We start from the raw sequence: 18429 nt of genomic DNA, 5'->3' as shown, positions 1-18429 counted from the left end.
ATTGTTTGGGTAAGCAATGGGTGACAGCGTGCGGGTGTGCGAATGCCACCCGCACCTTGAAGCCCTAAAGCTTCAATACCAGTCGGCCGGTCCTGGCTCTTGAACAGCAGGCCATCATTCGATCGTTTACCTGCCGTTCCGAGGGGGTCAAGACCTGATCCCGGTGATCCACTTCACCCTGAGCAACGCGCACCTCGCATGAGCCGCAGAGGCCTTCGCCACAGTCACTGGGAATATCCACGTTGAAGGCTTGAAGGGCCTGCAAAAGCGTTTGCTCGGGGGGCACCTGGATGGTCAGCCCGGAGTCTTGCAAATCGACCGTGAAGCCCTTTTCAGTGCTCGCATCAAGCGGCTTGAGCGCGGCACTGAAATGTTCGATGCGCAAGGTCAGGTCTGGCCTACAGAGCACCTGCTCTTGCAAGTGAGTCAGCAGCCGCTCTGGGCCGCAAGCGTATAGTTGGGTCCCCGCCGCAGCCGTATCCAGCAGCGAGCTGACCTGCAGGCGCCCCCCTTGTTCCGCTGAATAAAACTGCACACATTCCAGGTGGTCACGCGTGAGCCTCTCGATAAAAGCCATTGATTGCAGTGAGCGCCCGGCGTAGTGAATGCGATATCGCTTACCCAATTGTTTGAGGCGATCTGCCATGCTGATGATCGGTGTAATGCCGATACCGCCTGCTATCAGCAGGTAGTCATCCGCCGTCTCATCCAGTCGAAAGTGGTTCCTCGGGCCGCGAATTTTTAGCGCCATGCCTTCGGTGACCGTTTGATGGATAAAGGCAGAACCGCCTCTGCCGCTTCCCTCCTTGAGAACAGCAACTCTCAGTTCGTGGCCATTGTGCAAAATGCCACACAACGAATATTTACGAACATAGTCACCTGCGATCACATCGATATGGGCGCCCGGCGTCCAACCCGGCAGCTTACTCCCGCCTGGATCGGCCAACGTGATACCCAAAACGCCGTCGGCTTCCTCCTTTACTTGCGTAACGATTACATGGCGGTAAATATCGGCCCGCGCGGGTGGACCTATTTTCAGTGGAAGGTGACTGTCAACGATCCCTGGTACGGCCCGTTCCGGATTGCGCTCTGGATCCCACTCAACCCACAAGTGCTCCGGCCCGTGGAATGAAATATTCGGGATGCCTTCAAACTTCTGGTTCTCCACCAGCCGCATGTGAGGCAGACGCTTGGTGAATTCTTCAATGAAAATGCGCATTTCCATACGCGCCAGATTCTTGCCCAGACACTGGTGGCTGCCATAACCAAACGATAGATGGTCGGTGGTGTTGTCTCGGTAGATATCCAGCTCGTCGGCGTTTTCGAAGTGTCGTTCATCATGGTTGGCGGAGGCCATGACCACCATCAACCTGGCACCTTTGGGGATCTCGACATTGCCAATGCGCGTCGATTCGGTCGCCAACCGCCGCCATGCGACAATCGAGCCGGAAAAACGCAGGCACTCCTCCACCGCATTGGGAATCAATGCGGGATCGGCGCACAGTTGATCCCAGGCCGTACGGTGGGTCAGCAATAACTTCAAGGCATTGGCTGAAGCATGCGCGGTGGTTTCATGCGCAGCGACGATACCGGCCATCATCATGGAGTGCAGATAAGAGTCGGTCACGATCTCGGGGATATCCTTCTGCCGCTGAAGGGCATAGCCCATCCAGCCTTCGCCCGAATCTTCCTTGCGCATTTTTTCCAGTACCTGGCCAGCATACCGCCAGAATTGTCCAACCGCTTCGGCGACGGCCACCTGCTCTTCCGGAGAGGGCCTGCCCCATGTGTTCACGGTATGGGCGATCGAGTACTTGCGCAGGGTGTCCATGTCCTCTTCGGGGACGCCCAGAAAATGCAGCGCTACCGTCAGCGGCAATTCCCAGAGCATTTGATCCACCAGATCGGCCTTGCCGGCATTGATGAAGCGATCGATGTAATCGCGCGTTAAACGCCGCACCATTGGCTCATGGTGGGCCAACTCCTCTACCGAAAACGACCCCATCAGCGCCCGGCGTCTATCCATGTGCGCCGGTTCATCTTCATTGACCAGTGTTCTATCCATGGCGTAACCGTGACCCATCAGCACGTCCTGTGCCTCCTGGGCAAAAGGTGTGACCTTTTCCAGTGCGTTGGCGGGCGAGTAAATCCGATTGTCACGAAATATCGCTTTCACGTCCTCGTAGCGGCTGACAATCCAGTGACCCATCTTGTCACTGTAAAACACCGGCTCCTGATCCCTGAACCAGCGCAAGGCACTGGCAGGATCCAGCTGATACGGCTCGTCGAAAGGATCAAAGCTGGCCGCCGCCGCAGAGAACGGACACCCCGCACTTGCAGCGGGTTTCATCTGGCCATGATCGAACGGACATTTTCCGGCACTGACTGATTGACCGGCTTCACGGGATGCAGTCTTTTCCGGCGCACTGGGCTGAGACATGGTTGACCTCTTATTGTTTTACTTTTATCGCACAACTGTGTACTAATACAGAAAAAGAGCATATGCCGTTCTTTTGTTTGCGTCAAAGAACCTGGAGCGTCCTCCTATGGAAAAGAGCAAGAACACCCTGCAAACCCTCGATCGAGGGCTTCAGGCTTTAAGCATCATTGCTCAACAGGACAGCGGTATATCCATCGCCGAACTGGCCGCTCGCCTTGAGGTGCATCGGGCCATTGCCTATCGAATTGTGACCACGCTGGAGGATCACTTTCTGATCAGTCGCGGGGCTGAAGGTGTTATCCGTCTTGGCGCTGGAGCAACTCTCCTTGCCGCTCGCTTCGAACCCCGGTTGAGGGCTGTAGCACAGCAACCGCTGTTCGACCTGGCCAAACAGTCTCAAGCCAGTGCTTTCATTTCCGTTACTCAGGGCAATGAATGCATGGTGATCATGGTTGCCGACCCCGAAGAGTCGTTGATGCGCGTCGGGTATCGAATCGGTAGCCGCCACCCTCTTCACCAGGGCGCGGCCGGGATTGCGATTCTTTCTGGCCGCAAGGCGCATCCCGAAGACTCGGAGGCCGTCATACAGGGGCGTGAACTGGGCTATAGCCTGACTCACGGTCAATTGCAGCCCGGGGCCATTGGCGTGGCGAGCCCGATCAGTCGCCCTCACAACCAGCATTTTTTTGAAGCCTGCGTGGGTGTAGTTGCCTTGAACTCGCTGGATCTGGATATCGCCACTCAAGCTGTACCTGAAGCGGCGGCGATCATTAGTCAATTGCTCGGTGCTGCCACGGCATAAGCTGCACAGACGTAACTCGGCAAGGCCGCACCACGGTCTTTCAGAGAACGCTTCTGGCCGTAAGCAGTCCTGCGTGAAAGGCTGCTTGCGGCCAACAGAAGACGTTCGCAAAGCCGTAGAAGCGCGCTGGCTAAATCCTTACACTTGAAGCCAGCTACAACAGCGTCCCCACCCAACCGGCCCAACGAACTTGAACTGGCGGTGGCGCGTTTCAGAATGCAACGCGTGCCCGATACTCTCCGAGCAGTTGTTGAGACGAACTGTGCTTGATTGATCCTTCTTGAGGCAGTGAACATGCAAAAATTATGGATGCGCTACTCGCAATTGCTCGACAAGGATCTCAATGCCAAGATCTTCGACAATTTCAAAAATATGGTTCTGTGCGCGCTTCTGTTTGCAGCGGGTACGAACGCTTTGCACAGTGATCACAAGCTCTTTATGAGCATCACGGCCACCAACATGGCTGGGTGGGGGGTGATCACCATCTCTGGAATACTCATGCTGCTGAACGTCAGTGATGGTATTCGCCGCCTGGCCCAACTGCGCTACCACCTCGTCTTTCAGCTTTTGATAGTGCTGGTCTATATATTGATTTCCGCACGGGTGGTGGAAATGGTCTGGAGCTACCGCGCGTAACGGATGGAGCTCTCCCGGCCCCGAGATTTGAAGTGCAGCACACTGCTGTGTGGGTGGCTGATTAAATCCACGGGCCCCCTCGCAACATCAAGAGCCAGAGCAGATTCAACTCTGCCCCTCTCTGCGACCATGGTTGACCCAAAGGCTGACCCTGCCACTTCAGTCCGCCCATCCAATGATGCTTCACCCTGATTTGCAATTCCCGGCATCTCCCCCCGACCTTTATGAACAGTTTGCCCAAGATGCAGTCAAACAGGCCTTGGGCTGTGAACGCCATTAGAGCTAGTCTTGCAGACGCAGTACGCAATTGGCCAAGCATCAAAAGTTGTTTCTTGCCCCTCGAAAAACGCCTTCCAAAGGATAGATAAATTGAGAAAACTCATTTCGGTGGTTGCTGTAGCGACTACATTTGCCATGGGTACTGCATTCGCTCAAGCACCCGCGAAACCAGATGTGAACCCAATCGCAAATAGCGCTATCAATACCGCAGTTGCGCCTGGCACTGCCGCAGCAAAAATTGCAGTGGCCAACGATGCTCAAACCGGAGCACTGAACGAATGCAACAACTCCATTGGCGATCAGCCCCGGACAGCTTTGCAAAGCTGCCTTGAGGGCAAGACTCGCGAAATCACGTCACAAATGAATATCGCCTACAAAAAACTGGAAGCTCAAACAAAAGAAATCGATTCGAGTGCGACGGCCAAAGCCCTTGAATCGCTGCTCGCCTCTCAGAAGGCCTTTGAAAAATTCAAGGATGCACAGTGCCAATGGGAAAGTGATTCCATGATGGGGGGATCGGGCTCTGGAGATATTTTAAGTGCTTGCAAAGTCGATTTGATGCGCTGGAGAACGAAGCAACTTTCCGAGCCAGGGGCGTAGTCAAGCTCACAGGTCGTGAGCCACTCCATGCGGGCATGGCCGGTATCGCAGTCAAGGCTCAACTCAATCCATCTGCAGTCAGGTGACTGTCAATACTGGTCCAGGGCAAATAAACCGCATTCAATCAAGGGCAGCAGCAGCTGGTCACACTCAGTTTTGCCAAAAGCGGCAGTCGTACGGGGTATTAAAGCCGACCCTGACTGCTGCAACAGAGACAGCGCCTACTGAACGATTGGGGCCAGTGCTGCTGGAAAGACTTCACTTGCATTGCCAGGTATATTACTGACCCGAAGCACATCTTCAATTATTTCCTTGAAAATCGGCGCTGCAATAGCGCCCCCAAAGTAACCATTTGCAGTTGGCTCATCCACGACTACAGCCATAATGAATTCAGGCGCGTTGGCCGGAGCGATCCCTACGAACATGGCTCTATATTCATTACTTTTATATCCACCGCTGGATGCCTTGCGTGAGGTCCCGCTTTTACCCGCAATGACATAACCTTCGATTGCTGCGCGCTTTCCACCTGCTCCGGGTCCATCCACGGCATGTACCATCATGTCCAGAATGTTGTTGGCGACCTCCGGGCTTATGACATTGCGTGGCGGCTGCTTCTCACCCTTGATTAACGATAGCGGTATCAGATCCCCATCATTGGCAAATACGGTATAGGCTTGAACCAGTTGCGCCAAGTTGACCGACAAACTATACCCGTATGAGAGACTCGCCGTAGCGATATCTGACCATACCCTCCTGACGGGAACTGTCCCAATACTTTCCCCTGGAAAGTAAATCGCAGTATTGTTTCCGAACCCCAGATCAGTAAGCAATTGCGAAATCACTGCTCCTCCTGTCGGAATAGCAACCTTGCTCATGCCGACATTTGAAGAGCGACGGATGATTCCCGCCAAGTCCAACTGGCTGTCTCTGCCTACATCCCGAATGGTATATCCATTGATTTTTATGAAACCCGGCGCTATTGGGATAATGGCATTTTTGTCAATTATATTGGCTGTCAGAACAGCGGCCATACTGAATGGTTTTATTACCGAGCCTGGCTCATACACATCAGTAAACACACGATTTCGAATAAGCTCCGCGTTGAAACCTCTACGTGCGTTTGGATTGAAGGAAGGCATCGTAGACAGTGCCAGTATTTCTCCTGTTCTGGCGTGTATGAGAATTGCACTTGCCGACCTGGCTGCATTGTTCTTTACCCCTTTGAGCAAAGCTTTTTCAACATAATATTGAAGTGTCGAGTCAATTGTTAAATGCAGATTTTCTCCGGGGGTAACGGGCTTGTGCACCAGGATCTCACGGGTGACTCGCTTGTGTAAGTTCAAGGTGCGTTCTTCCAGGCCAGGCTTGCCAGAAAGCTTTTGGTTGTACATCAATTCGATGCCTTCGATACCCTGCTGGTCAATATTAGTGAAGCCTAATGTCTGGGCAAGCATCGACGTTTGAGGGTAAAACCTTTTGTATTCCTGGCGCTCATAAACACCTGGAATAGATAACTTCATGATCTTGTTCGCGCGCTCAGGATTAATTCTTCTGGCCATATAGGCAAAAGATTTACCTTGTTCATTCAATGTTAACGCCCTGATCCGCGAGGCATCAATATCAAGCTGTTCATCCAGGATGACTGCCTGCCGATTCGTTGGGGCAAACTGCCTGGGATTTACCCATAAGGTACTCACGGGTGTGGAAACTGCCAGGGGCTGATTAAACCTGTCAAATATAGTCCCGCGAACGGGAGCTGTTTCAATCAACCGCATTGAGCGTTTACGACCCTCATTGCTCAAGAACTCATGAGAAAAAACCATGAGGTAAGTTATTTTGGCCGCAAGCGCCATTGAGAGAAAACAAAAGATAGCGATCACGATGGTAAATCTTGGATTTGTTGCTAGGGAACTCACGCTGTACATCCTGATTTATACGCTCAAAACAAAACCACCCTAACTAAATTATTATCATCCTACTTTGTAATATTAAGAAACATCATTGCGTGAGCGATTGATCTCCAGTGTATTCGGTGGAAAATCTGGCTGTGAGATTTAGCACCACTGGATAGTTATCATTGGCGCGACTGTTGGCAAAACAAGCTCCTTGCCAGGTTTTACTAATTCTCCTGATTTTCCTGGCCCCTCCAATCGGCCAATCGCGGACTTTCAATATTCGCCAGCCGAATGTGAGTCGTTCACCTGCGCCGAAAGAACCACATCAAAAAACGATGTAATGAGTCGACTGGAGCGCCGCTCGGCCAGGCAATAAAGATAGGTTTCGGTGTAGAGCGGATCCCCCTCGATGCGGATCGTGCGAATACGGGGATCGGCGATGAACTCCGCTTCGGAGACCACCCCCAGCCCGATCCCACGCACCACAGCTTCGCGCAATGCCTCGCGGCTGCCGATTTCCATGGCGATGCGGGGCACAACTTGTGCCGCCAACAAGGCCTGTTCCAGGACCAGACGAGTAGTGGAACCGGGCTCCCGTTGCAGTAGCCGCTGGCCGTCCAGTTCCTCGAGTCGTACTGACTCGCGTTTTGCGAAAGGATGCTCATGGTGGGCAAACAGGATGATGGCGTGACGTGCGTAATGCACGGCGCAGAGTCCTGGATCTTCGTGCCATCCGGCCAATACCGCAATATCGGTCACGTAACTCTCAAGATCGGCCAGCACCTGCGCCGAGTTGCCAACCCGTATCGAAACATCGATACGCGGATGCTGCTGAAAGTAATTGTCGACCATCTCGATCACATGAAAAGGCCCCACCGCCCCTATCTTGAGCTGGCCACTGTCAAGCCGCCCGGAGTCACGCAGCAAGTTGTGCGCGTCCAGATCCAGCGCAGCCATCGCTTGCGCAATGGGCAGTAATTGCCGGCCGACATCGGACAACTCATTGCGCCGCCCGCGACGGTGAAACAGCTCCAGATTGTATTGCCGCTCCATGCTCTGGACTTGTGTGGTGAGCGTCGGCTGGCTGAGCCCAAGGGCCCGTGCGCCGGCACTGAAACTTCCGTGACGTGCCACGGCGAGGAAGGCACGCATCCTGGCGGTCGACATCCATAGACTCCATCAATACTTAGCTGCGAAAACCTATATTGAATTGATCGTATGACTGTCACGTGACATTTCTAGCCTGAGGTCACTCCAACCAATCGCCTGGAATGCCATGAATAATTTCTCCGGATTTTTGCGTGTCGCCGCTATTGCCTGCCTCTCCATAAGCGCTGTCTGCCAAGCAGGAGCGAACGAGAAATTGAGAATTGGCCTGATCCCGTCGGAAGACTCCCAGGCGATGATCGAGTCGAGCAAGCAAGTGCTCAGCAGCCTTGAAGCCAAACTGGGCATGCCCGTCGAACCCTTTGTCGCCACGGACTACAACGGCATCATCGAAGCGCTGCGTGCAGGCAAACTGGATGTGGCCTACCTTGGCCCTTTCTCCTATGTTCTGGCAACGTCGGTAGCAGACGTCGAAGCGTTCGCAGTAGCCGTCACCAAAAAAACCGGGCAAAGCGCCTACAAGAGCGTGATCCTTGCGCGCAAGGACAGCGGCATTCAGCAATTGTCCGATCTGAAAAATCACACCTTCGCGTTTGTCGACCCCAGCTCTGCTTCTGGCCATCTGTTCCCCAAAGCCGGACTGGAACAGGCCGGTTTTGATCCCGCAACATTGTTTTCGCGAGTGGTGTTCTCCGGTTCCCATGACGCAAGCATCCTCGCTGTAGCCAACGGCAAGGTAGATGCTGGCGCCGTCGCCGACCGCATTCTGACCAACGCCGTGGCCAGAGGACTGGTGAAGCAGGATGACTTCCAGGTGGTGTGGAGTTCGCGTCCGATCCCGGAGTCTCCAATGGTCTGGCGGCAAAACCTCGACCCGGCACTCAAGAAAAAAGTCGCTGCCGCCCTGGCTTCGGTGAAGGACGTGCCTTGGGGTGACCAGGGCCAATTGGATGGCTTCCAGCCCACTACCGATGCGGCTTACGACGTCGTCCGCGAAACCGCCAAGGTGCTCAATCTCGATTTGCGGAGGCTCAAATGATCAGCATCCGCCAACTGACCAAGCACTACGGCCCAAACCCGGTTCTACGCGGGATCGACCTGGAGGTGGCAGCAGGGGAATTCGTGGTGGTGCTGGGCCAGTCCGGTGCGGGTAAATCTACTTTGCTGCGGTGTATCAACCGACTGGTCCAGGCCGATTCCGGAACACTCTCAGTGGCAGGCATTGACGCACTGGCCTGCCGCGACACCAGCGTTCTGCGACGTCAGGCGGCAATGATTTTTCAGCACCACAACGTCGTACCGCGTCTGAGCGTACTGAAGAATGTACTCACCGGATGCCTGGGCGCGGTGTCAACGCTCACCTCCATCATGCAGTTGTTTCGGCGCGAGGACGTGGCGCTGGCCATGCAATGCCTGGAGCGCGTCGAGCTGGCGCACAAAGCCCGCGAACGGACCGATTCGCTCTCCGGGGGGCAGATGCAACGCGTGGGCATCGCACGTGCCCTGGCGCAACGCCCAAAAGTGATTCTGGCCGACGAGCCGGTGGCCAGTCTCGACCCGAAGACTGCGCGCCTGGTGCTGCAATATTTGCGCGACGCCACGCGGGAGCTGGGTATCACGGTGTTGTGCAACCTGCACCAGGTCGATTACGCCCGGGAGTTTGGAGACCGGATCGTAGGCCTGGCCCACGGAAAACTGGTGTATGACGGTAGCGCTTGCAGCATGACCGAAGACGACTTGCAGCGCATATACCCCGGCCAGACAACGGCCCCCGAGGGCGCCACTGCGAGAGCGGACGAACTGATAACCCCCGTCGCGCAAGTGAGGGCTCAAGCATGAAACAGCAAAGTTATCTGTGGACCGTGAGCCTGCCTCGCGGACCGCGTGGGTGGCTGTCCACTGGCGCAATCGTGCTGGCGGTCATTCTGACACTGCACTGGAGTGCCACTGGCGCGCAATTAAGCGTGGCTGAACTGGCGGCAGGGTTGCCACAAATTGGTGATTTCCTTGCACGCACCGTCCCACCCGACCTGAGCATTGTTCCTCGACTGTTGGCGCCTGCCGTGGAGACTCTGCAAATTGCCATTTGGGGCACATTGCTCGGCGTGTTGATGGCCATTCCGCTGTCATTTCTTGCGGCCCGCAATCTGAACAAAAACCGGTTGGTGTTCCACGCAACCCGGCAGTTTCTTAATTTCACTCGCAGCATAAATGAGCTGATTCTGGCCCTGATATTTGTCTCGGCGGTAGGCCTTGGGCCCTTCCCCGGCGTGCTGGCGCTGGCGTTGCATGGCCTGGGCATGCTTGGAAAATTCTTTGCCGAGAGTATCGAGGAGATCGACCAAGGCCCGATTGAAGCGCTCCAGGCCACCGGCGCACGACCCTTGCAGGTCATCGTTTTCGGGGTACTGCCGCAGGTCATCACGGCCTGGATTGCAGTGGTCCTTTACCGCTTCGAAGTCAATTTACGCTCGGCGACCGTACTCGGCATGGTGGGTGCGGGGGGGCTTGGTTTTGAGCTGGTGAGCAGCCTGAAACTGTTCAAGTACCAGGAGACTGCCACCTGCATCATCGTCATCACGCTGATGGTGATCGTCGCTGATGCGGTGTCGGGTCGATTGCGCAACGCGATCCAGCGTGGCGCTCACAACTGAACATCCCTGCCCCAGGCACTCACATTGAATCAAGTATCGGTTCAGCCGATTAATGCCTGCGAATTATCGATTTGAGCTGTTGGAGAAGCCCCCCGAGTATGGGGCCACTTCCAACAACAAAAATAAAGGACCCGCCATGATTGCCCGATTCCACAATCCCGTTGATACACGATTCGGCTGGGGCAGCCTGCTTGAGCTTGCCGACATCACTGAAAACCAGAAAGTCGCGCTAGTGACCTTTCCCGAAGCGCGCGGGCTGGGATTGGTTGATCGCATTCAGGATCTGCTGGGCGACCGTCTGGTGTATGTAATTGAAGATGTCCAGCCCAATCCTGACGTGGCCCGGCTACGGGACACCTATGAGCGATTCTGGCAGCAAGCCGGCGATTGCCATGCGGTCATCGCAGTAGGCGGCGGCAGTGCCATCGACACCGCCAAGGCGTTGATCGTGGGCACTGAATCGGGGCACTTTGATGAATTGCTCGCATTGCTGGCAACCGGCAAACCCTTCGTCCCGGCGCGCAGCAAAATACTGATCGCGGCGCCCACCACAGCGGGTACCGGCAGCGAGGTGACGCCCTGGGCGACGATCTGGGATTCGGCCAGCCATAAAAAATACTCGCTGCACCTTGAATGCACCTGGCCGAAAGTCGCGATTATCGACCCGCAACTGATGCTGACCGTGCCTGGCGGCGTCACCGTTTCTACCGGGCTGGATGCCTTGTCCCATGCGCTGGAGTCGGTCTGGAACATCAATGCCAATCCGGTTTCCGACACCTTCGCCATCTCCGCCATTGCGGACATTTTCGAATGCCTGCCGCAGCTGCGTCGTGATCTCACCAACAAAGAACTGCGTTCGCGCATGGCACTGGCCGCCCTCAAGGCAGGACTGGCGTTTTCCAACACCAAAACCGCCCTTGCCCACTCGATCTCTTACGAGATGACGCTGCAATACGGCCTGGCACATGGCATTGCCTGCTCCTTTACATTGCCGCTGGTGCTGGGCCTGGCCTGGGGTCGCGACGCAGCGCGCGACCGTACTCTGCAACGAATTTTCGGCAACGACCTGGACAAAGCTCAGGATCAGTTGCGCGAATTCCTGCATAGCCTGGGCGTGAAAACGGAATTTTCCGACTATGGCGTAACGGCGGAGCAAGCCGAGCAAATGATTCTGTGCGCCATGCAGGGCGCAAGGGGCAAAAACTTTATCGGCTCTCAAGCCGCCTGGCCCCTGCCAACACCCGACAAGTACTGTCAGCGGCATGACGAGCCGCGACGATTGCCTGCTGCCCTCGCAAAAGAGGGCGGCCGCTAATTGACAGTGGCCGCCCCCGGACAGCAGCAACCAAGAGCAGCAAGCGAGGTGCGTCATGCTCGACGCCTCTCCTTCTCCCCGGCGCCATTGGCTGCCACTCGTTACTGAGGGCATCGGGGCCGGAGTGTTTAAAACGCTTTCTCGAACACTGCTAAGATTCCTGAAGGGCGCATTCCGAGGATAGCGTCACCCCTGCCAACACCCGGCAGGCGTTGGTACGCGGCCAGGTAAAAGTTGAGCCCTCTGCGGGTTGCAACAAACGGCCAGTCTTTGCTTCACCTCAGCTACTGCCACACCTTTCGACCCATAAGGGGCCGGTCCTGGAGAGTGCAATGAGTCCTCGATCTCTACGTACCACCGCACTGGCTGTCACTTTTACCCTCGGCTTTTTTCCCGGAGCTGATGCCGTCGAATACACCCACGTCAATCCCGCCGCCAGTACCATAAGTTTTACCTACCACCAGATGGGCTCGAAGGTGTATGGCACGTTTGGCAAGTTTGTCGGGACCCTCGGTTTCGACACCGAACACCCCGAGGCGGCTCAGGCCAAACTGACCATCTACCTCGACAGCATCGACGCCGGCAGCGAAGACGCCAACACTGAGTTGCAAAAGCCTGCCTGGTTCGACACCACTGCTTATCCAGTGGCGACCTTTGAGTCGACGCGCATTAAAGACCTGGGCAACAACCGCTACCAGATCATTGGCAACCTTACACTCAGGGGCCTTACCAGGGAGGTAACAGTGCCGATGCTTCTGAAATCAGAGCGAAGCATCGGCATTTTCGACGCAGAGCTGGTGCTCAAACGCAGTGATTTCAACGTCGGGGCTGGCGAATGGTCTGACAGTCTGGTTTCCAACGATATAGACATACAGTTTCGGATGGTTGCGCCGGAACATTGATTCGACTGCGGCCTGAGTCCCTGGCTCGCGTTCTTCAAGTCAATATCCCTTGATTTGTGGTGGCTGGCGTCCGGTCTCCGCTGCCCTCATCACCGGCAATATCAACTGCCTGCGATGAGGGCAATCCTTCAGCCTGCTTTTTGCCAGGCGCATATATCCAGGGTTGCGCCCCGGGTGATTTTTTGTTGCGCTACCTCTTCAGGCAGCAAGAGTGACTGCCCCTGATCACAGATCAGCAGGCGCTTACCCTGATAAGCGATGTCGCTGAGAATCTGGCCCCAGTGCCGGTACTGCACGTCATGCCCCTCCCCCGGATAAGCGCGTACGGCAGCAATGTTTGAATAATGCCCGGCCCAGAAATCCTTGTGCTCCATGGGCACTACGCTATCGGCGGTGCCCGCATAAATGAACACCGGTGACTTAACTGCCGCCCCGGAAGCCACCGGTTGCTGGCAATACAGGCGCCACTCATGCAACAGAGGTTTCACGTCCTGGGTGCCTTTCATGAAGAAGGTGCGCAGACCATCATCGTAGGCCGCATCTTGCCAGCCGCGGATGTGTTTGATTGAACTGTCGGCAGGCATGGCCCACCACTGCGTGGGCACCGTATAAGCCAGGGCAGTCGTCGCCAATTGCTCATCGGACAGCTTGCAACGCTCAGCAGGCTTGCCCACCCCCGGCTGGGAATAGGCCGCCGCGTAGTGAATCGAACGCACCCGGGGCGCAAGGTCGGCTCCAATCCGGGCGACATAAGGACCACCACCGGAGATCGCCAGCAAGGAAAATTCATCAACGCCCAGATGGTCAAGCAAGGCATGGACATCGGCACTGTAACTGCCGTAATCGCCTTTCGGATCGAAGGCACTCTGGCCAAAACCGTTACGTTCCAATGTGATGAACCGCAGCTTTAATTGCTCGCGGGTAGAGCGCAGAAAATTGGTCAGTTCCAGGGCTCTTGCACTGGTGCCGTTGCCCCCGACAAACACAACCGCGATCCCGTCTTCAGGGCCCTCGTCGATATAAAACAGCTCTTTTCCCTTGTCCGACCATTGATGCACCGGAGTCGCCATCTGATCAAAATCGCTCTGTACGACAACTGGCTGCTCAGTGCTCGCGAGTGCAGCGCAGACGGTAAAAGGCAGGCAGAGCACAGTAACAAATCGCTTTTTCAACATGACATCCTCTTGTACTTATTATGAAAGCCGAGCCCGACTACAGGCGCGAACACCGCCCCGCAGGGCACGTACTTGCCGCTGCGTCGCACAACGCAGTGATCGGTACCGCCATCCTGCAAGGCACCTTTACTATACGCATCAGGTCCCGGGGGTCTTTGTCGAGAACGGGCCAGCCACCAGAAGTCAGTAACTGGAGCGATAGCAACCGCGCCGGCAAACCTTCCGGGAGCCTGTAACAGAGGGGGGGGTCTAAGATTTTTTCCGGCGTAACAGCAAAATTAAAAAACCGACCACCTGCATCGCGATCACTCCTGCCACCAGTCCCTGTACCCACGGGCCCAGGATGCTCAGCCATTGCAGCACATAGATCAAAAACACTGCCGAAACGAGGATCCAGCAAATGTTGAGCACACTGCGGATCAATTTTGGATGGCGTCGATACCATCTGGAAGGGCCTTGTGCTCTGACCCCGGAATCAATCAGGCCCAGCAATTCGAGGATGGCGCAGAGAAAGTCGATCATGTCGTCCTTTACGCAACGGGGTTGTTTGCAGGGCACGGAAGCCGTCAGGCGGATTAAATATAGCAGCCGGCCGCGCAAAGTCTTTTGCACAGCGTCGGGACGATTTTAATTGCTTGTTTTTTACAACTTCCTGTACATGAACACCAGCACCAAACCAACTCCCATAAACAACACTGTATAGATGGTTTTCCTCATTGCCCTGGCGTCTGATTCAACCACCTTGATTTGACACTCCCAGGAAGTAAAGCACTGCGGTATACAAAACTCCACACCTTCTATACGACACGCTATAACCCTGCCTTCGTAATGCCTGACCACAATAGCTTTACCAAGATTAGAACCAAACCCCTTGATGAGGCGGGTATAATCAGGCACCGCCGTTAACTTGATCAGCTTGCCACTGTTTTCTTTAACCAGAAACGAGGTCGAATACTGAGAACTGTCCGCATACGCATACAGTGTACCTTCCGTCGTGACTAATACCCTTTCTACCGGCCTTGGTTCATCCCAGTAACAGTACAGATAAAAAATGCTCAGCGAACATGCGATCACAAAGCAATAGCCCGCACCGGTAAGCAATGCACTGGATTTGAAGTTCTTCCAACAGGCGCCAATCACACCGCCCCCCCGGCCACACAGGCCTCGTAAAAAATCACTCCCGCTCACTCTGCCCCCGCCCATCATCATGTCTTGAACACGCCTTGCATAATAGATCAACCTGCCGGCAGCCCTTTATTTTTTAACGTATCTGCCATCCGTGATCACGATTCACAGAAAAAACTTGCACCGCTGCTTTATAAATAGTCTTTTTTCTGTGACATCCGTCACACTCTATAGAAATAGCCCTATGACTAATGACGATAATCAATTTCAGGTTATCGGCAATATCATCTAGTCCGCACGGACGATGCTGCCCCTCTTCAAATATTTATAGTCAAGGCCGCCATCCTGTGGCCCGACTTATTTCAATGTCTGCAGTAACTATTGACAGCCATTATTGATTTATCTTATCAATCAAAGGTTATTTATAAACATGCATAACAATTATAAGAAAGCATTACTGGTAATGGGTTTGAGTGTGATCGCGGGGGGGCTGCAGGCTGCGCCTCAAGTGCCAATATCCGCCGCACCGCCAGACCCTAAAGCCATTGAACGGTTTGAACTACGCACCGACCTGATGAAGCAATACCCCAACATATTGAATACCCTGCGTTCCAATCCGAACGCCGGTTTTGGCGGCCCTGTATCCGCGGCCATTGCCAATCATATGTACAGTAGAACCAACCAGGCCGCGATTGACGATGCGCGCTCAAAGCTGACCATAGAGCCACAGGGCAAGGGGACCTGGTTGTTACGCCTGCCCTTTGTCAATGTCGCGGTATTCGAAACAACCGAGGGCCTGGTGCTGGTCGATAGCGGTTATGCACCCGCAGGGCCGGCTCTGCTTGAGGCGCTGCGCAAGATCAGTGACAAACCGGTTAACACCATTATTATCACCCACCACCATGCCGACCATGCATTTGGTGCCTGGGCGCTGCTCGCGGCCGGAGAGAAGCCGCGCATCATTACCACTGACACTTTTCTTTCCGAACTGGCCACTGACATCAGGCTGGTCAACTTCTCCATGGTGCGCCTCAACAACCAGGACCCGCGGGATGTTCCGCGGCGCATGGAAGATACCATCCTGCCCACCGAAACCTTCCACGGCACCAAAACCCTTAGCATTGGCGGCGAAGACTTCGTATTGACCCAGGCCCGCGGAGAGTCTGCCGACCAGCTTTGGGTGAGCGTACCTTCACGCAAAGTGGTGGTCAGCGCCGACTTTTGGCAACCCTTCCTGCTCAATGCCGGCAATGGCAAGCGCCGTCAGCGCCATGTCGCCGAATGGGCACAGGCATTACGCGATATGGCCGCAACCAGACCGCAACGGGTACTGCCCATGCATGGCGCGGCAATGGTCTCTGGCGCTGAAGCTCAAGACAAGCTGCTGGCAGCTGCCCAGATGCTGGATTCGGCTGTCACCCAAGTGGCCAACGGGCTCAATGACGATAAACGTCCAGATGAAATCGTGGATGCCGTCAAGCTGCCTGAAAAACTGCAAGGGCGCACGGACATGGCGCAGACATACAACCGCTTTCAAGACGTTGCAAAAATGGTCTTGAAAGAAGATGGCGGCTGGTGGAATGGCGTGCCTTCGGATTGGTCCCCTGCCCCGCTCTCGGCCTTTGGCAGTGAAATAGTCGACCTGAGCGGCGGAATCGACAAATTGACCGCCCGAATTAGGGTATTGCAGGACGTAAATCCGGCCCTGGCCTGCAAACTGGCAGACATGGCCTACTTTGCGGCACCGGATAATAAAGACGTCCTGCAAGCATCTCTGGATGCGTACTCCAGACGCATTGTGCCAGGCGTTCCCACTCAAGAAGTGACGGTTTACCTGGAACACATGCTCACGCTCAAGCAACGTTTGAAGCATCTGAATAACCCGCCAGACCAGAGTAGCGCATCCCTCTGACCCACCTCTTTTTCAACGCACCAGTTCCTGCAGGTTAAAATGAAAACCAATAAAAAAAATATGGCATTGACCTTATCTTTACTGGCCGGACTCACCGCCTCTTGCACTGCGTTTTCCAAAGTCACACCTGAGGAAGCCGCTCAACTGGGGAAAAACCTTACCTGCCTGGGGGCAGAACGTGCAGGGAACGCTGCCGGCAGCATTCCCGCATTTACCGGCGAGTATGTAGATCAAGTACCGGGCTGGAATCACACCTTGTATTCCGGTGACCAACCCGTAGACCCGTTCAAGGATGAAGTGCCCGTTCTGGTGCTCACTTCAAGCAACTACAAGGAACACGCGGCCAATCTGACCGAGGGCCAGAAAGTCCTGTTCGAGAAATACCCTGACAGCTACAAAATGAACATTTATGCGGGCAAGCGGATCTTTGGAGTACCCGATTATGTCTGCCAGCACGCTCAGTGGAATGCCCTGAACGCCGAACTGGTGAATGACGGAATGGGTATCAAGGGCCTGGGGCAAGTGCCCTTCCCTATTCCTAAAAGCGGCCTGGAATTGCTGTGGAACCATATGCTGATCGCCGGGCCCTGGACCCAGGACATCACCCGTTCAAACGCATCGGTACTGCCTAACGGCAGTATTGGCTGGGGTAAAACCCGTCTTCGCGGCTTGTCACCTGCCAATAATCCGAACGAGCTACCGGTCTCCGAGGGCGTGCGTGCATTTTCCTGGAACTTCACCATGCAGCCACAACGGGATGCAGGTGTCAGCACGGTTTCACAGGACTACTACGACTGGAGCAAACAGGGACGTCTGGCCTGGAGTTATAACCCCGGGACTCGACGGGTTCGACAGTTGCCCGGGTTTGGCTTCGACCAGCCGATGATTGGCACCAATGGCACCATGGTCGTGGATGACGACCGCCTGTTCAACGGCTCGCCTGAACGTTACGAGTGGAAAAACCTGGGTAAAAAAGAGATCTACATCCCGGTCAACGCCTTTCGCGTCAACAGTGGTGCAGTTAAATACAGTGACTTGCTGACCCCCTCTCACCCTGATCCTGACTACCTGCGCTTTGAGCTGCGTCGAGTCTGGGTGCTGGAGGCCAACTTGAAAGAAGGCTATCGCCATTTGTACAGCAAGCGGGTCATTTACCTGGATGAGGATACCTGGGCCGGCACACTGGCGGACAACTACGATGCCCGCGGAAAAATCTGGAAGCACGCCATGATGAATTACTTCCAGCATCCGGACGCCAAGCTGGCGATTTCCGGGGTGCAGTTTTTCTATGACCTGAGTTCGAGGCAGTACACCGCTTACGGGCTGACCAACGAAGAGCGTAAAGGCCCGATCATGAACAATCTGAAGCTGACGGCCGATATGTACACCCCCGATGCATTGAGAGCGAGCGGCCGCTAAGCCTGCTCCCGGCCACAGAGCACTGCCTGCCCGTCGGTAAATGCGGGCATTGGCACTGCTCTTTGTACGCCTGCCAATCACCAGCCGTGAGCGGATTGAAGCTCACCCTTTTCTTGCACCGTCCGGTCAAGGCACTATGCATGGCGACGACTTTCAGTCAGACACCAA

General features: G+C 55.0%; 16 protein-coding genes. 10 read left to right on the top strand and 6 right to left on the bottom strand.

Annotated features, from left to right (window positions below):
• Positions 1-64: 64 nt before the first annotated feature.
• The gene (locus tag JQ848_RS09120; RefSeq protein ID WP_202210513.1) at positions 65-2440 is read right to left on the bottom strand and encodes a cytochrome P450/oxidoreductase; all 2376 of its coding nucleotides are present in this window, start codon (positions 2438-2440) and stop codon (positions 65-67) included.
• A gap of 106 nt (positions 2441-2546) precedes the next feature.
• Here JQ848_RS09120 and JQ848_RS09115 point away from each other — a divergent pair, with 106 nt between their 5' ends.
• From JQ848_RS09115 to umoC, 3 genes are all read left to right on the top strand, one after another.
• A complete protein-coding gene (locus tag JQ848_RS09115; protein ID WP_003447676.1) occupies positions 2547-3242 on the top strand; it encodes an IclR family transcriptional regulator in 696 nt (231 codons plus the stop codon).
• 294 nt (positions 3243-3536) lie between these two features.
• Positions 3537-3878: a hypothetical protein gene (locus JQ848_RS09110; protein ID WP_003447675.1), complete on the top strand. Its 342-nt coding sequence runs from the start codon at positions 3537-3539 to the stop codon at positions 3876-3878.
• 369 nt (positions 3879-4247) lie between these two features.
• The gene (gene umoC / locus JQ848_RS09105; RefSeq protein WP_202210512.1) at positions 4248-4757 is read left to right on the top strand and encodes a lysozyme inhibitor LprI family protein; all 510 of its coding nucleotides are present in this window, start codon (positions 4248-4250) and stop codon (positions 4755-4757) included.
• Between the two features lie 221 nt (positions 4758-4978).
• Here the strand turns inward: umoC and JQ848_RS09100 are convergent, their stop codons facing one another.
• Both JQ848_RS09100 and JQ848_RS09095 read right to left on the bottom strand, forming a co-directional pair.
• The gene (locus JQ848_RS09100; RefSeq protein ID WP_235972441.1) at positions 4979-6682 is read right to left on the bottom strand and encodes a peptidoglycan D,D-transpeptidase FtsI family protein; all 1704 of its coding nucleotides are present in this window, start codon (positions 6680-6682) and stop codon (positions 4979-4981) included.
• Between the two features lie 243 nt (positions 6683-6925).
• Positions 6926-7819 carry a LysR substrate-binding domain-containing protein gene (locus tag JQ848_RS09095; RefSeq protein ID WP_202210510.1) on the bottom strand — a complete coding sequence of 298 codons (894 nt, stop codon included), beginning with the start codon at positions 7817-7819 and terminating at the stop codon, positions 6926-6928.
• A 109-nt stretch (positions 7820-7928) separates the two neighbouring features.
• Between JQ848_RS09095 and phnD the strand changes: the two genes are divergently transcribed.
• From phnD to JQ848_RS09070, 5 genes are all read left to right on the top strand, one after another.
• Positions 7929-8798 (top strand): phosphonate ABC transporter substrate-binding protein, encoded by an 870-nt coding sequence (gene phnD, locus JQ848_RS09090; RefSeq protein WP_160627264.1) that lies wholly within the window; start codon positions 7929-7931, stop codon positions 8796-8798.
• Positions 8795-9598, top strand: a complete 804-nt coding sequence (gene phnC / locus JQ848_RS09085) for a phosphonate ABC transporter ATP-binding protein (protein WP_202210509.1) — start codon at positions 8795-8797, stop codon at positions 9596-9598. The genes phnD and phnC overlap by 4 nt, the downstream gene beginning before the upstream one ends.
• Complete coding sequence (gene phnE / locus JQ848_RS09080; protein ID WP_010656069.1) at positions 9595-10413, top strand: phosphonate ABC transporter, permease protein PhnE; 819 nt, start codon at positions 9595-9597, stop codon at positions 10411-10413. Before phnC ends, phnE begins: the two co-directional genes overlap by 4 nt.
• Positions 10414-10549: 136 nt before the next feature.
• On the top strand, positions 10550-11728 hold the full coding sequence (gene psrA / locus JQ848_RS09075) for an iron-containing alcohol dehydrogenase PsrA (protein ID WP_202210508.1): 1179 nt from the start codon (positions 10550-10552) through the stop codon (positions 11726-11728).
• 332 nt (positions 11729-12060) lie between these two features.
• Complete coding sequence (locus JQ848_RS09070) at positions 12061-12630, top strand: YceI family protein (protein ID WP_003447651.1); 570 nt, start codon at positions 12061-12063, stop codon at positions 12628-12630.
• A 128-nt stretch (positions 12631-12758) separates the two neighbouring features.
• Here the strand turns inward: JQ848_RS09070 and JQ848_RS09065 are convergent, their stop codons facing one another.
• From JQ848_RS09065 to JQ848_RS09055, 3 genes are all read right to left on the bottom strand, one after another.
• Positions 12759-13805, bottom strand: a complete 1047-nt coding sequence (locus JQ848_RS09065) for an alpha/beta fold hydrolase (RefSeq protein WP_127196704.1) — start codon at positions 13803-13805, stop codon at positions 12759-12761.
• A gap of 249 nt (positions 13806-14054) precedes the next feature.
• Positions 14055-14327, bottom strand: a complete 273-nt coding sequence (locus JQ848_RS09060; RefSeq protein WP_161719672.1) for a hypothetical protein — start codon at positions 14325-14327, stop codon at positions 14055-14057.
• Positions 14328-14447: 120 nt separating this feature from the next.
• Positions 14448-15014 (bottom strand): hypothetical protein, encoded by a 567-nt coding sequence (locus JQ848_RS09055; RefSeq protein WP_235972440.1) that lies wholly within the window; start codon positions 15012-15014, stop codon positions 14448-14450.
• A gap of 346 nt (positions 15015-15360) precedes the next feature.
• On the opposite strand from JQ848_RS09055, the gene JQ848_RS09050 reads away from it, so the two are divergent.
• The gene (locus JQ848_RS09050) at positions 15361-16842 is read left to right on the top strand and encodes an MBL fold metallo-hydrolase (protein WP_161719668.1); all 1482 of its coding nucleotides are present in this window, start codon (positions 15361-15363) and stop codon (positions 16840-16842) included.
• A 39-nt stretch (positions 16843-16881) separates the two neighbouring features.
• On the top strand, positions 16882-18261 hold the full coding sequence (locus tag JQ848_RS09045) for a DUF1329 domain-containing protein (protein WP_003447641.1): 1380 nt from the start codon (positions 16882-16884) through the stop codon (positions 18259-18261).
• Positions 18262-18429: the final 168 nt, after the last annotated feature.

The sequence above is a fragment of the Pseudomonas paraversuta genome (assembly GCF_904067025.1).
Classification (GTDB): domain Bacteria; phylum Pseudomonadota; class Gammaproteobacteria; order Pseudomonadales; family Pseudomonadaceae; genus Aquipseudomonas; species Aquipseudomonas paraversuta.
Note: the sequence above shows the minus strand (reverse complement) of the source record. Positions and strands in the feature narration are given on the sequence as shown.